General features: G+C 72.0%; 12 protein-coding genes. 7 read left to right on the forward strand and 5 right to left on the reverse strand.

Annotated features, from left to right (window positions below):
* Positions 1 to 31 precede the first annotated feature (31 nt).
* Positions 32 to 1,192: an ABC transporter ATP-binding protein gene (locus tag ACH4E8_RS32955; RefSeq protein ID WP_398455211.1), complete on the forward strand. Its 1,161-nt coding sequence runs from the start codon at positions 32 to 34 to the stop codon at positions 1,190 to 1,192.
* Between the two features lie 21 nt (positions 1,193 to 1,213).
* Here the strand turns inward: ACH4E8_RS32955 and ACH4E8_RS32960 are convergent, their stop codons facing one another.
* The gene (locus tag ACH4E8_RS32960; RefSeq protein ID WP_398455212.1) at positions 1,214 to 2,326 is read right to left on the reverse strand and encodes an alpha/beta hydrolase; all 1,113 of its coding nucleotides are present in this window, start codon (positions 2,324 to 2,326) and stop codon (positions 1,214 to 1,216) included.
* A gap of 354 nt (positions 2,327 to 2,680) precedes the next feature.
* Here ACH4E8_RS32960 and ACH4E8_RS32965 point away from each other — a divergent pair, with 354 nt between their 5' ends.
* The 6 genes from ACH4E8_RS32965 to ACH4E8_RS32990 all read left to right on the forward strand — a co-directional run bounded on the left by ACH4E8_RS32965 (position 2,681) and on the right by ACH4E8_RS32990 (position 7,819).
* Positions 2,681 to 4,567, forward strand: a complete 1,887-nt coding sequence (locus tag ACH4E8_RS32965; protein WP_398455213.1) for a phosphatidylglycerol lysyltransferase domain-containing protein — start codon at positions 2,681 to 2,683, stop codon at positions 4,565 to 4,567.
* A 119-nt stretch (positions 4,568 to 4,686) separates the two neighbouring features.
* Entirely contained in the window at positions 4,687 to 5,535 is an 849-nt protein-coding gene (gene folP, locus ACH4E8_RS32970) for a dihydropteroate synthase (protein ID WP_398455214.1), read from the forward strand.
* Positions 5,532 to 6,122 (forward strand): nuclear transport factor 2 family protein, encoded by a 591-nt coding sequence (locus ACH4E8_RS32975; RefSeq protein WP_398455215.1) that lies wholly within the window; start codon positions 5,532 to 5,534, stop codon positions 6,120 to 6,122. Before folP ends, ACH4E8_RS32975 begins: the two co-directional genes overlap by 4 nt.
* Before the next feature lie 142 nt (positions 6,123 to 6,264).
* On the forward strand, positions 6,265 to 6,624 hold the full coding sequence (gene folB / locus ACH4E8_RS32980) for a dihydroneopterin aldolase (protein WP_398455217.1): 360 nt from the start codon (positions 6,265 to 6,267) through the stop codon (positions 6,622 to 6,624).
* Positions 6,621 to 7,208: a 2-amino-4-hydroxy-6-hydroxymethyldihydropteridine diphosphokinase gene (folK, locus tag ACH4E8_RS32985; RefSeq protein WP_398455218.1), complete on the forward strand. Its 588-nt coding sequence runs from the start codon at positions 6,621 to 6,623 to the stop codon at positions 7,206 to 7,208. The genes folB and folK overlap by 4 nt, the downstream gene beginning before the upstream one ends.
* A gap of 101 nt (positions 7,209 to 7,309) precedes the next feature.
* Positions 7,310 to 7,819 carry a DUF3180 domain-containing protein gene (locus tag ACH4E8_RS32990; protein ID WP_398455219.1) on the forward strand — a complete coding sequence of 170 codons (510 nt, stop codon included), beginning with the start codon at positions 7,310 to 7,312 and terminating at the stop codon, positions 7,817 to 7,819.
* 480 nt (positions 7,820 to 8,299) lie between these two features.
* On the opposite strand, the gene folE is transcribed toward ACH4E8_RS32990, so the two are convergent.
* The 4 genes from folE to tilS all read right to left on the reverse strand — a co-directional run bounded on the left by folE (position 8,300) and on the right by tilS (position 13,075).
* Positions 8,300 to 8,905 (reverse strand): GTP cyclohydrolase I FolE, encoded by a 606-nt coding sequence (gene folE, locus ACH4E8_RS32995; protein WP_398455220.1) that lies wholly within the window; start codon positions 8,903 to 8,905, stop codon positions 8,300 to 8,302.
* Positions 8,906 to 9,032: 127 nt separating this feature from the next.
* Positions 9,033 to 11,057, reverse strand: a complete 2,025-nt coding sequence (ftsH, locus tag ACH4E8_RS33000) for an ATP-dependent zinc metalloprotease FtsH (RefSeq protein ID WP_398455221.1) — start codon at positions 11,055 to 11,057, stop codon at positions 9,033 to 9,035.
* A 206-nt stretch (positions 11,058 to 11,263) separates the two neighbouring features.
* Positions 11,264 to 11,803 carry a hypoxanthine phosphoribosyltransferase gene (hpt, locus tag ACH4E8_RS33005; RefSeq protein WP_398455274.1) on the reverse strand — a complete coding sequence of 180 codons (540 nt, stop codon included), beginning with the start codon at positions 11,801 to 11,803 and terminating at the stop codon, positions 11,264 to 11,266.
* A 45-nt stretch (positions 11,804 to 11,848) separates the two neighbouring features.
* A complete protein-coding gene (gene tilS / locus ACH4E8_RS33010; protein WP_398455222.1) occupies positions 11,849 to 13,075 on the reverse strand; it encodes a tRNA lysidine(34) synthetase TilS in 1,227 nt (408 codons plus the stop codon).
* Positions 13,076 to 13,124 lie beyond the last annotated feature (49 nt).

The following is a 13,124-nucleotide window of genomic DNA, read 5'->3' on the forward strand; positions in this document are numbered from 1 at the left end:
CTTCACACGACACCCGCCACAATGGGGACCCATGATCCGTTTCGAGCACGTCACCAAGCGCTATCCGGACGGCACGACAGCGGTCGACGACCTGTCGTTCGAGGTCAACGCGGGCGAACTGGTCACGCTCGTCGGCCCGTCCGGTTGCGGCAAGACCACGACCATGAAGATGGTCAACCGGCTGATCGAGCCCAGCAGCGGCCGGATCTTCCTCGACGGGGAGGACATATCCACCGTCGATCCGGTGCAGTTGCGCCGGCGCATCGGCTACGTGATCCAGCAGGTCGGCCTCTTCCCCCACAAGACGGTCCTCGACAACACCGCGACCGTGCCCCACCTCCTCGGCTGGTCCCGCGCCAAGGCCCGCGCCCGCGCCGCCGAACTCCTCGGCCTGGTCGGCCTGGACCCCGCGGTGCACGGCGACCGCTACCCCGAGCAGCTCTCCGGCGGGCAGCGCCAACGCGTGGGCGTGGCCCGGGCGCTCGCCGCCGACCCGCCCGTCCTGCTGATGGACGAACCCTTCGGCGCGGTCGACCCGGTGGTGCGCGAGCACCTCCAGAACGAGTTCCTGCGCCTGCAGTCCCAGGTCCGCAAGACGGTCCTCTTCGTCACCCACGACATCGAGGAGGCCGTGCGCCTCGGCGACCGCATCGCGGTGTACGGGCAGGGCCGCATCGAGCAGTTCGACGCGCCCGCCGCCGTCCTGGGCGCGCCCGCCACCCCGTACGTCGCCGACTTCGTCGGCGCGGACCGCGGCCTGAAGCGGCTCTCCGTCACCCCGATCGAGGAGAGCGACCTGGAGCAGCCGCCGGTGGTCCACCTCGACGACCCGCTGCCGCGGGAGCTGGGCTCGCGCTGGGCCGTCGTCCTGGACGGCGAGGACAACCTGCACGGCTGGATCTCGTCCGAGCGCGCCGGCTCCGGCCCGACCGGGACCGTACGGGACCGGGCCCGCCGGATGGACGCCTGGCTGCCGCTGGGCGCCTCCCTGAAGCAGGCGTTCGCCACCATGCTCCAGCACGACGCCGGTTGGATCGCGGTGATCGACGAGGAGGAGACGGGACGCTTCCTCGGGGTGCTGACCCCGGGCCGGCTGCACGAGGCGCTGCGCCGCTCGATCGACGCGGACGGGCGTGACGTGGCCCGTACGGAAGTGGACCTGGAGTCCATCGAGACCTTGCCGGTGCGGTAGGGCGCGCGCGGCGCGCACGCCTCAGGTCGCGCTGAGTCGGCCGCTGAGCCACTCCAGGGTGGGCGGGATCTCCCGGCGCCAGGTCGTGAAGTTGTGGCCGCCGCTGTCCAGCGTGATCGACGAGACCCGGGCGGGCGCCTTCACCTTCTCGACGAAGCGGTGGGTGGCCTTCAGGTTCGACTCGCCCTGCTTCGACGTGGTGACCAGGAAGGAGGACTTCGCTGGCGGCCGGTTGTCCAGGTTCCACAGCAGGTCCGCCCGGTTGCGCAGGGACTGGTCGCCGTGGAAGAGGTTTCCCGTCGTCGCGTCCTCCGCCGCCTTGTAGTACGCGGACAGTCCGGCGCCGGCCGCGAACCGGTCCGGGTGGAGCATCGCGACCTTCAGCGCGCAGTAGCCGCCGGTGGAGTTGCCGACGAAGCCCCAGTTCTGCGGCTTCGCACCGACCCGGTACGCCTGGGAGACCGCGGTGGGCAGGTCGTCGGCGAAGAAGGTCTCCGTCTGCGGACCGCCCGGGACGTCCACGCACTCGGTGTCCCGCGGCGGCGCCACCGTCGGCCGCAGCATCACCAGCACCATCGGCTGCATCCGGCCCTTCTTGGCCAGTTCGTACGCCGTCCGCGGATACTTCAGGCCCTTGATCAGGTTCTCGGCCGTGCCGGGGTAGCCGGTGAGCACGACCGCCGCGGGGAAGTTCTTCTTCGCGTACGCCGGCTGGAAGTACTCCGGCGGCAGGTAGACGTACGCCGGGCTGTCGATCCGCGACTTGGCGCCGGCGACCACCACCTTCTGGATCTGCCCGGCCCGCTCCGGGCGCTCGCCGCCCGGCACGTCCAACTGCTGGGTGCCGACGACCTTGACCCGCTTGCCGCCCGCCGAGTGGTCCACCACCACGCCGAGGTCCTGCTCCTGGCCGAAAAGGTCCGCCCAGGAGCCGTAGAAGAGGAACGACTTGTTGGCCGCCAGGCCCACCGAGGCGAAGATCGCGAGCTGGGTCGCGAGCAGCAGACCGACCCGCCCCGTGAGCGGTCGCCAGCCGCGGCCGGCGAGCCGGGGCCACAGCCAGATCGTCGCCGCGAACAGCAACACCGCCGCGGCGACGGCGAGAACCAGGACGGAAGTGCTGGTCAGACCCATGGCGTGGGCGCTCCTTGTCTGGGCCCCGCCAAAGCGGCCCCGGAATGCAGGGTTCTTGAGGAACCCGAGGACTTTCTGAGCACGGGAGTGAACCGACGCCCCGGAACTTCCGTCCTAGAGGGCGCATATCGCCCGGAGCCGACCTGACCAACGGCCCACGGACGCACCCGACCTCTCGCGGAAGCACGGAAACTCGACATCGCCATGCCTGCACCTGTAGATGGGGACAATTCAGGAAAGGTTCCGTTTCGGGGCGCCCAGGATCAGCCACCCGGGGATCGGGAGCTCCCCGAGCAGCCGACCCTCCGGCGCGGAACCCGGCTCCGGAGCGTCGCCGACCGCCTGCCCGACCGCGTGCGCCGGCTGCTGCGGGGCCCCCGCCCCGAAGCCGTGCCGTCGGTGGTCGGCACCGCCTGCACCCTCGTCGGCCTGATCGACATCGCCGCCGGGGTCGTCCCCCGCTTCCGGCACAGCCGCGCCCACGCGCTCGTCGAGGTGCTCCCCGGCACCACCGGCCCGCTCGTCGCCGCGCTCTCGCTCAGCGTGGGCGTCCTCCTGCTGCTGCTCGCCCACGGCCTCAAGCGCCGCAAGCGGCGGGCGTGGCGGGCCGCGGTGGTGCTGCTGCCCGTCGGCGCCGCCGTGCAGTTCGCGTACCGCAACTCCGTCGTCGGGGTGCTGGTCTCGCTGCTGGTGCTGGCCCTGCTGCTGCGGCACCGCGCGCAGTTCGCCGCGCTGCCCGACCCGCGCAGCCGCTGGCGGGCCCTCGCCAACTTCGTGGTGCTGGGCGCCGGCTCGATCGGCCTCGGCCTGGTCGTCGTCAGCGCGCACCCGGACAACGAGATCGGGGACCCGGGCCTCGCCGACCGCCTGGAGCACACCCTGTACGGGCTCTTCGGCGTCGAAGGCCCCGTCGACTACGCCGGCAGCGACGCCTGGACCGTCGGCTACTCCCTCGGCGCGCTCGGCCTGCTGACCGCCGTGACCACCATGTACCTCGCGTTCCGTCCCGAGCACCCCACCGCACTGCTCACCGAGGACGACGAGCGACGGCTGCGCGAACTGCTCGCCCGGCACGGCCAGCGCGACTCCCTCGGCCACTTCGCGCTCCGCCGCGACAAGGGCGTGGTCTTCTCGCCCAGCGGCAAGGCGGCGGTCTGCTACCGGGTCGTCTCCGGGGTGATGCTCGCCAGCGGCGACCCGATCGGCGACGTCGAGGCGTGGCCCGGTGCGATCGAACGCTTCATGGACGAGGCCCGGGCGCACTCCTGGACGCCGGCCGTGATGGGCTGCTCGGAGACCGGCGGCCAGGTGTGGACCCGCGAGACCGGCCTCGACGCGCTGGAACTCGGCGACGAGGCCGTGGTGGACGTCGCGGACTTCTCGCTCTCCGGGCGCTCGATGCGCAACGTGCGCCAGATGGTCAAGCGCATCGAACGCAACGGCTACACCACCCGCGTACGGCGCGTCCGCGACCTGTCGGACGAGGAGCTCGCGCAGGTCAGACGGGCCGCGGAGGACTGGCGGGGGACGGAGACCGAGCGCGGCTTCTCCATGGCCCTGGGGCGGATCGGGGATCCGGACGACGGGGACGCGGTGATCGCCACCGCGCACAAGGACGACCGCGCGGACACGGACACGGACGCCGACGGCCCCGGCGCATCCGGCGCGGGTCGTACGACGCCCGCCCGGAAACGCGCCCCGAGCAGCGCCCCGAACAGCGCTCCGTACGGCGACCTGAAGGCGATCATCCACTTCGTCCCGTGGGGCGACGACGGCATGTCCCTGGAGCTGATGCGCCGCGACCGATCGGCCGACCCGGGCATGAACGAGCTGCTGATCGTCGCCGCGCTGCGGGCCGCCCCCGACCTCAAGATCACCCGGGTCTCGCTCAACTTCGCCATGTTCCGCGCCGCCCTGGCCCGCGGCGAGAAGATCGGCGCGGGACCGGTGCTACGGATGTGGCGGGGGTTGCTGGTGTTCTTGTCCCGCTGGTTCCAGATCGAGTCGCTGTACAAGTTCAACGCCAAGTTCCAGCCACGCTGGGAACCGCGGTTCGTGGTCTTCCGCACCACCCGGGACCTCCCCCGCATCGGCTTCGCCGCAATGCAGGCGGAAGGTTTCGTCACCCTCGGCGTCCCCCGCCCCTTCGCCACCCGCCGACCCCCGCGCCCGCCGCGCCCCTGCACCCACGTGATCCCCAGCCCGCCGCGCGCCCCGTCCCGCGTGAGCCGTGCGGCCTGAACCGTACGGCCTGAACCGTGCCGGGTGAGCCGTACGGCGCCGGCCGCACCGCACGAGGCCGGCCATCCCCGGCCCCGGCCCCCGGTCGCCCGCCACGGGCGCGGGCCTACGCTGGGCGTATGAGTACGTTGCATGGGTTGCCGGAGTGGGGCCGCTGCGCGGTCATGGGAGTCGTCAACGTGACGCCGGACTCCTTCTCCGACGGCGGGCGCTGGTTCGACACCGCCGCCGCCGTCAAGCGCGGCATCGACCTCGTCGCCGACGGCGCCGACCTCGTCGACGTCGGCGGGGAGTCCACCCGGCCCGGTGCCAGCCGGGTCGACGAGGACGAGGAGCTGCGGCGGGTCGTCCCGGTCGTCCGGGGGCTCGCGGCCGAAGGGGTCACGGTCTCCGTCGACACCATGCGGGCCAGCGTCGCCGAGCGCGCGCTCGCCGCCGGCGCCGTCCTCGTCAACGACGTCAGCGGCGGGCTCGCGGACCCCGCGATGGTGCCCGCCGTCGCCGCCGCGGACGCCCCCTTCGTCGTCATGCACTGGCGCGGCTTCAGCCACGACATGAACGACCGCGCCGTCTACGCGAACGTGGTCGCCGAGGTCGTCGACGAACTGCGGGCCCGGATGGACGCCGTCGTCGCCGGCGGCGTCGCCCCCGAGCGGATCGTGCTCGACCCCGGCCTCGGCTTCGCCAAGGACGCCGCGCACGACCTCGCGCTCGTCGCCCACCTGAAGGACCTCAACGCGCTGGGCCGCCCGCTGCTCGTCGCCGCCTCCCGCAAGCGCTTCCTCGGCCACGTGCTCGCCCGCGACACCAAGGACGGCCGGCCGCCGCGCGCCCGGGAGCGGGACGCGGCGACCGCCGCGGTCTCCGCGATAGCGGCCCACGAGGGCGCCTGGGCGGTGCGGGTGCACGAGGTACGGGCCACGGCCGACGCCGTACGGGTCGCCCACGCCGTCGAGGCCGCCCGGTGAGCCGTTCCCGCCACGACGGAGACGACGAGCACCCGGGCCACGACGACCTCGACCCGACCGAAGCCGCGGCCCGCGCCGAGGTCGAGGAGGCCAACACGGCGTACTACGAAGCCATGGAGCGCGGCGACACCGCGGCCATGGCCGAGCTGTGGCTGTCCGCCCCCGACGTCTCCTGCGTGCACCCCGGCTGGCCCGTGCTCCAGAGCCGCGGCGAGGTGCTGCGCTCCTACGCCGTGATCATGGAGCACACCGAGTACATCCAGTTCTTCCTGACCGACGTGCGCGCCAGCGTCGCCGCCGACACCGCGGTGGTGACCTGCACGGAGAACATCCTCAGCGGCGGCCCCGCGGAGGCGGCCGGCGAGCTGGGCCCGCTGGTGGGACAGCACGTCGTCGCGACGAACGTGTTCCGCCGCACGCCCGCGGGCTGGCGGCTCTGGTCCCACCACGGCTCCCCCGTGCTCGCCGAGGGGTTCGCCGAGGAGGACGGCGCGGACGGCCTGGAGGGAGGCGGCACCGGCGGCGGTCGGGGACCCGGCGACGGGCCCGCCGACGGCCTCGGGCCGGCGGGGGGCTTCACCCCGTGATCGCCCCGCCCGCCCCCGGAACCACCCGTCCGTGAGGGCTGTCGGTGGCCGCAGGTAGATTCGAAGAGGGCAAGGAAGCCGTCCTTCCACGGCCAGGTGCCCGTTCCGCCCGTCAGACTTACGGACAGCAGGAGTGATTCGCGTGGATCGTGTCGCGCTGCGCGGCCTCAAGGCCCGCGGGCACCATGGCGTCTTCCCCAGGGAACGGGAGGAGGGCCAGACCTTCATCGTGGATCTGGAGCTCGGACTCGACACCCGCCCCGCGGCCGCGGACGACGACCTGGCGAAGACCGTGCACTACGGCGTCGTGGCGGAGGAGGTCGTCGCGATCGTCGAGGGCGAGCCCGTCGACCTGATCGAGACGCTGGCGGAGCGGATCGCCCAGCAGTGCCTGAAGCACGACGGGGTGGAGCAGGTCCAGGTGGTCGTCCACAAGCCGGACGCACCGATCACCGTCCCGTTCGACGATGTGACCATCACGATCACGCGGAGCAGGGTATGAGCGATCCCACAGTGCAGCCGGTGCCCACGTCCGTCGTCGAGCAGGTCGACGCGGCCGACGTCACCCTCTCCAACCCCCGACGCGCCGTCCTCTCCCTCGGCTCCAACCTGGGCAACCGCCTCGACACCCTCCAGGGCGCCGTCGACGCACTGGAGGACACTCCCGGCGTCCGGGTCACCGCCGTATCCCCGGTGTACGAGACCGAGCCGTGGGGCGTCGAACCCGGCTCCCAGCCGACGTACTTCAACGCGGTCATCACGGTGAAGACCACCCTCCCGCCCGGCTCGCTCCTGGAGCGCGGCCAGGCCATCGAGGAGGCGTACGACCGGGTGCGGAACGAGCGGTGGGGCCCGCGCACCATCGACGTCGACATCGTGGCGTACGCGGAAGAGGTCTCGGACGACCCCGCGCTCACGCTGCCGCACCCGCGGGCCCACGAGCGCGCGTTCGTCCTCGCGCCCTGGCACGACATCGACCCGGACGCGCAGCTCCCGGGCCGCGGGGCGGTCGCCGGGCTGCTGGCCGCGATAGGTCGACAGGGCGTGGACCCGCGGCCCGACTTGGAACTGCGCCTGCCGGAGTAGTCGTTAGGCTGCTGACGACGGGTGTCTGCCGGCCCCTTTCCGGGTAACGGCAGTCCACGGCAGGACGACGACGGACGACAGTGGAAGGACGTGTGCTCCCGGTGAAGCAGCTACGCCTCAGGGTGCTGGCCGGTCTCTTCGTCGGGACGGGGGTGCTGGCCTGGGCCGGAGCCCGGCTGTGGGCCTCCTTGGGCGCGCTGCCCGCAGTGCCGATCGCAGCGCCGATCGTGCTCGCCGTCATCGCGGTGATCCTGGTGGCGACGGCGCTCTCGCTGCGCTCCCGGTTCAAGGCCCAGCGCGAGCGGCGCCCCGGTGCGAAGGGCGTGGAGCCGCTGATGGCTGCGCGTGCGCTGGTCTTCGGCCAGGCGAGCGCGCTGGTCGCGGCGCTGGTGAGCGGGGGGTACGGAGGCGTCGGCGTCTTCCTGCTCGGCTCGCTGGACGTCCCGGCGCGCCGGGACCAGGCGATCTACGCGGGCTTCTCGGTGCTGGCGGGTGTGGCGGTGATCGCCGCGGCGCTCTTCTTGGAGCGGGTGTGCCGGCTCCCCGAGGACGGCGACGACGCGGGCGGCGCGACGGGCAATGCGGGCGGCCCGGGCCGCGCCCACGCGTAGCCGCCTGCGGCTGGCCCGACCGAAGCGACCTCCACCCCACGCGGCCTCGCGCACCGACGCGCCCCGCACCCCGCCGAAGCGACCGCCTGAAGCGCCTGCTGACGTACCCGCCGTCGTGCTGCGGATGCATTGGTCTCCCCGGCCCGGTGGTGGGCTGTTCGCGCAGTTCCCCGCGCCCCTAAAAGCCCCTGCCTCAGCCCGCAGACAAGTGACGGGGGCAGCGAAACAGGCGGCGCTGGGGGTCCCCCCGTGCCCGCAGGGCACAGGGGGCGGAACTGCGCTACCAGCCCACCACCGACAGGTAGAGATTCGACCTTCCCGCAGGGCACGGGGGCGGAACTTCGCGAACAAACACGATGCACCGGCAGAGGCCAACGCTCCCGCGGGGCAACGGCAGGCGGGCCCACGAGAAGCCGCAGCAACAGCGTGCCCGCAGGGGCGATCACGAGGGGATCTTGGTCAGGGGCGCGGCCCGGAGGGTCAGCGCGCCATGATGAGGCTCATCGCCTCGTTGCGGGTCGCGGGGTGACGCAGTTGGCCACGGACCGCGGAGGTGATCGTCTTCGCGCCCGGCTTCCGAACGCCCCGCATCGTCATGCACATGTGCTCGCACTCCACCACCACGATCACGCCCCGCGGCTCAAGGATCTCCATCAGCGAGTCCGCGATCTGCGTCGTCAGGCGCTCCTGCACCTGCGGGCGGCGGGCGTAGACGTCGACCAGGCGGGCCAGCTTGGACAGGCCGGTGATCTTCCCGTCCGCGGACGGGATGTAGCCCACGTGCGCGACCCCCACGAACGGCACCAGGTGGTGCTCGCAGGAGCTCATCACCTCGATGTCCTTGACCAGCACCATCTCGTCGTGGCCCAGGTCGAACGTGGTCGTCAGCACGTCCTCCGGACGCTGCCAGAGCCCGGAGAAGATCTCCCGGTACGCACGGGCCACCCGGGCCGGCGTCTCCCGCAGCCCCTCGCGGTCCGGGTCCTCCCCGACCGCGATGAGCAGCTCGCGGATGGCGTCCTCCGCCCGCTTCTCGTCGAACTCGCCGACGGAGCCCTCGCCGTCCAGCGTCACCGGGTCGGTCATCTGTGCCTCGTTCCTCTTGCTCCGCGCGGTCGTCCGCGTGCGGTCATACGAATGCCGCGTCCCCCCAGGCTAAAACCTGGGGGGACGCGGCAGCCATCCCGTTGGGGGTGTGACGCGGGAGACACCGTCAGGTGGTCTCCGGGCGCTCCTCCGGTGCGACCTCGATGCCGGGGACGGGGGTGTCCGTCGGCGTGCCGTTCGCTCCCGCGGCACCGTTCGTCAGGGCCAGCTCCTTGGGGGAGAGGACCGGCGGACGGGTCGAGGGGGTGCGGCGGGCGGAGCCGGTCCACGCGGGGCGGGCCGGGCGCTTGACGATGGGGGCGAAGATCTCGGCGATCTCCTCCTTGCCCAGCGTCTCCCGCTCCAGGAGCTGGAGGACGAGGTTGTCCAGGACGTCGCGGTTCTCGACGAGGATCTCCCACGCTTCGTTGTGCGCGGTCTCGATGAGCTTCTTGACCTCCTCGTCGACGAGCGCGGCGACTTCCTCCGAGTAGTCCCGCTGGTGCGCCATCTCCCGGCCCAGGAAGGGCTCGGTGTTGTCGCCGCCGAACTTGATCGCGCCCAGGCGCTCCGTCATGCCGTACTGCGTGACCATCGCGCGGGCCGTTGCGGTGGCCTTCTCGATGTCGTTCGCAGCGCCGGTGGTCGGGTCGTGGAAGACCAGCTCCTCCGCGGCGCGACCGCCCAGCATGTACGCGAGCTGGTCCAGCATCTCGTTGCGCGTGGTGGAGTACTTGTCCTCGTCGGGCAGGACCATCGTGTAACCGAGGGCCCGACCGCGGGACAGGATCGTGATCTTGTGGACCGGGTCGGCGTTCGGTGAAGCCGCCGCGACCAGGGCGTGACCGCCCTCGTGGTACGCGGTGATCTTCTTCTCCTTGTCCGACATGATCCGGGTCCGCTTCTGCGGGCCCGCGACCACCCGGTCGATCGCCTCGTCCAGTGAGTGGTTGTCGATGAGCTTCTTGTCGCTGCGCGCGGTGAGCAGCGCGGCTTCGTTCAGCACGTTCGACAGGTCGGCGCCGGTGAAGCCGGGCGTGCGCCGGGCGACCGCGCCCAGGTCGACGTCCGGGGCGACCGGCTTGCCCTTCTGGTGGACCTTGAGGATCTCCAGCCGGCCCTGCATGTCGGGGCGGTCGACCGCGATCTGGCGGTCGAAGCGGCCGGGACGCAGCAGCGCGGGGTCGAGGATGTCGGGGCGGTTCGTCGCCGCGATCAGGATGACGCCGCCCTTGACGTCGAAGCCGTCCATCTCCACCAGGAGCTGGTTCAGCGTCTGCTCGCGCTCGTCGTGGCCGCCGCCGAGGCCGGCGCCGCGGTGGCGACCGACCGCGTCGATCTCGTCGACGAAGACGATCGCGGGGGCGTTCGCCTTGGCCTGCTCGAAGAGGTCACGGACCCGGGAGGCGCCGACACCCACGAACATCTCGACGAAGTCGGAGCCGGAGATCGAGTAGAACGGGACGCCCGCCTCGCCCGCGACGGCGCGCGCGAGCAGCGTCTTGCCCGTACCGGGCGGGCCGTACAGCAGCACGCCCTTGGGGATCTTGGCGCCGACGGCCTGGAACTTGGCCGGCTCCTGGAGGAACTCCTTGATCTCGTGGAGTTCCTCGACGGCCTCGTCCGACCCCGCCACGTCGGCGAAGGTGGTCTTCGGGGTGTCCTTGGTGATCAGCTTGGCCTTGGACTTCCCGAAGTTCATCACTCGGGAGCCGCCACCCTGCATCTGGTTCATCAGGAACAGGAAGACCAGCACGATCAGCACGAACGGCAGCAGCGAGAGCAGGATCGACAGGAACGGGCTCTGCTTGGAGGGCGAGACCGTGTAGCCCTTCTCGATGTCGCCGGCCTCGTACTTCTGCTGCAGCTTGTCGGCGAGGTCGGCGCCCTGGCTGCCGATGTAGCTCGCCTGGATCTTGGAGCTGTCCTTGATCTTCTGGCCGTCCTTGAGCTCGACCTTGATGATCTGGTCGTCGCCGGTGGTCAGCTTGACTTGTTCGGCCTGGTTCTTGTCGATCGCCTGAATGACCTGGCCGGTGTCAACCGTCTTGTAGCCGCCCGAGGAGCCGACGACCTGCATCACCACGACCACGGCAAGGACGGCCAGCACGATCCACATGACCGGCCCACGGAAGTATCGCTTCACGTCCATCCATACGGGGCGGATTCGCCCCGTTCCTCCTGCCCGTAGGTAAATGCTGCTGTGAGAAAAGACTGTTCTTCGGACGGTACCTCAGCTTGACAACCGTGACCGAACGGTACGGTCGACAAACCTGTCCTCCCATGCATCAACGGCGGGAGGTGCCGCTTGGTTCCCACCCCGGCTCCGGGTCGCCCCGCACGGGGGCGGCCCCCGGGTCAGCCCCCGTAGACGTGCGGCGCGAGCGTGCCCACGAAGGGGAGGTTGCGGTACTTCTCCGCGTAGTCCAGGCCGTAGCCGACGACGAACTCGTTCGGGATGTCGAAGCCGATCCACTTCACGTCGATCGAGACCTTTGCGGCATCCGGCTTACGCAGCAGGGTGCACACCTCGATGGACGCCGGCTCGCGCGAGCCCAGGTTGGACAGCAGCCAGGACAGGGTCAGCCCGGAGTCGATGATGTCCTCGACGATCAGGACGTGCCGGCCCTTGATGTCGGTGTCCAGGTCCTTGAGGATCCGCACCACGCCGGAGGACTGGGTGCCGGCGCCGTACGACGAGACGGCCATCCAGTCCATCGTGACGGGGCTGGACAGGGTGCGCGCCAGGTCCGCCATCACCATCACGGCGCCCTTGAGGACCCCGACGAGCAGCAGGTCCTTGCCCGCGTACTCCGCGTCGATCTTCGCGGCCAGCTCCGCCAGCTTCGCGTCGATCTCTTCCTTGGTGATGAGCACCGACTGCAGGTCGGTGCCCATGTCCTTCTCGTTCACGCGGTCGCTTTCTCTCGCCGGGGGCCCGGGTCAGGCTTGCCGAATGACAAGTCTGCCACCCTGCCGCCGCGCCTCGACGCGGCCCGGCAGATTGATGGCTCCCTGGCCGCGCCAGCCGGTGATCAGCCGGTCGACCTCCTCGACGTGGCGGGCGAAGAGCGAACCCGCGGGCGAGCCCGCGTCGATCACGGCCCGCCGCAGCACCCGGCGGCGCACCGCGGGCGGCAGCGCGTGGAGCTTGGCGCACTCCAACTCGCCGGCGTCGTCCCGTACGGCCGAGTCCGCGTCGGCCGCCCAGGCGTCGAGGGCGTCGGCGTCGTCGCGGGAGAGCTGTGCGGTGCGCGCCAGCGCCTCGACGACGCCCTTGCCCAGCGCCTTCTCCAGGGCGGGCAGTCCCTCGTGCCGCAGTCGGGAGCGGGTGTACGCGGGGTCGGCGTTGTGCGGGTCGTCCCAGACGGGCAGCGCCTGGACCATGCACGCCTTGCGGGCGGTCTGCCGGTCGATCTCCAGGAAGGGGCGGCGGTAGCGGCGGTGGGCGCCGGAGACGGCGGCCATGCCGGACAGCGAGCGGATGCCGGAGCCGCGGGCGAGGCCCAGCAGGACGGTCTCGGCCTGGTCGTCGCGGGTGTGGCCGAGCAGGACCGCGACGGCACCGTGCCGTTCGGCGGCGGCGTCGAGGGCGGCGTAGCGGGCGTCGCGGGCCGCGGCCTCGGGTCCGCCGTCGCGGCCGACGCTCACGGAGACGGCTTCGACGGGGTCGAGCCCCATCGCGGCGAGGCGCCCGGCGACTTCGGCGGCGCGCAGGTCGGAACCGTCCTGGAGGCCGTGGTCGACGGTGATGCCACCGGCGCGGATGTGGAGTTTGGGGGCCTCGAAGGCGAGGGCGGAGGCGAGGGCCATGGAGTCGGCCCCGCCGGAGCAGGCCACGAGGACGAGGGGGACGCGAGCGGCGTGGTGGCCGCCGGCGTGACGCGCTGCGGAGGGGATGAAGGCGGTGGCGGGGCGGGGCGGGGCGGGGGCGGCGCTGGTGGCGCTCGCGGCGTTCGCATCGCGGTGCCGGGCGGCGGGGGCGGTCCGGCCGGGGCGCGCGGCCCGTTCGGGGAGGCCGGCCTGGGGGCGGCCGGCGGGGACTGCCGGTTGTCCGGTCTGCGCGGCGGTGGCCGCGTGGTCGGCGAGTTCGGCGTACTCGGTCAGGAGGTCGTGGAGGACGCGGCGGACCGCCAGGCGTATCGCCGCAACCGAAGGATGGGGACCCATGTCGGTGCCCTTCGTGGAGAGGTTCTTTTAGTGGCCTCTGCGTGGCTCG

This window comes from Streptomyces sp. NPDC017979, assembly GCF_044328175.1.
Taxonomy (GTDB): domain Bacteria; phylum Actinomycetota; class Actinomycetes; order Streptomycetales; family Streptomycetaceae; genus Streptomyces.

Bases quoted from the DNA above. Each gene is read 5' to 3' on its own strand.
- ACH4E8_RS32955 (WP_398455211.1), top strand. From the start codon at position 32: ATGATCCGTTTCGAGCACGTCACCAAGCGCTATCCGGACGGCACGACA.
- ACH4E8_RS32960 (WP_398455212.1), bottom strand. From the start codon at position 2,326: ATGGGTCTGACCAGCACTTCCGTCCTGGTTCTCGCCGTCGCCGCGGCG.
- folP (WP_398455214.1), top strand. From the start codon at position 4,687: ATGAGTACGTTGCATGGGTTGCCGGAGTGGGGCCGCTGCGCGGTCATG.
- folK (WP_398455218.1), top strand. From the start codon at position 6,621: ATGAGCGATCCCACAGTGCAGCCGGTGCCCACGTCCGTCGTCGAGCAG.
- folE (WP_398455220.1), bottom strand. From the start codon at position 8,905: ATGACCGACCCGGTGACGCTGGACGGCGAGGGCTCCGTCGGCGAGTTC.
- ftsH (WP_398455221.1), bottom strand. From the start codon at position 11,057: ATGGACGTGAAGCGATACTTCCGTGGGCCGGTCATGTGGATCGTGCTG.
- hpt (WP_398455274.1), bottom strand. From the start codon at position 11,803: ATGGGCACCGACCTGCAGTCGGTGCTCATCACCAAGGAAGAGATCGAC.
- tilS (WP_398455222.1), bottom strand. From the start codon at position 13,075: ATGGGTCCCCATCCTTCGGTTGCGGCGATACGCCTGGCGGTCCGCCGC.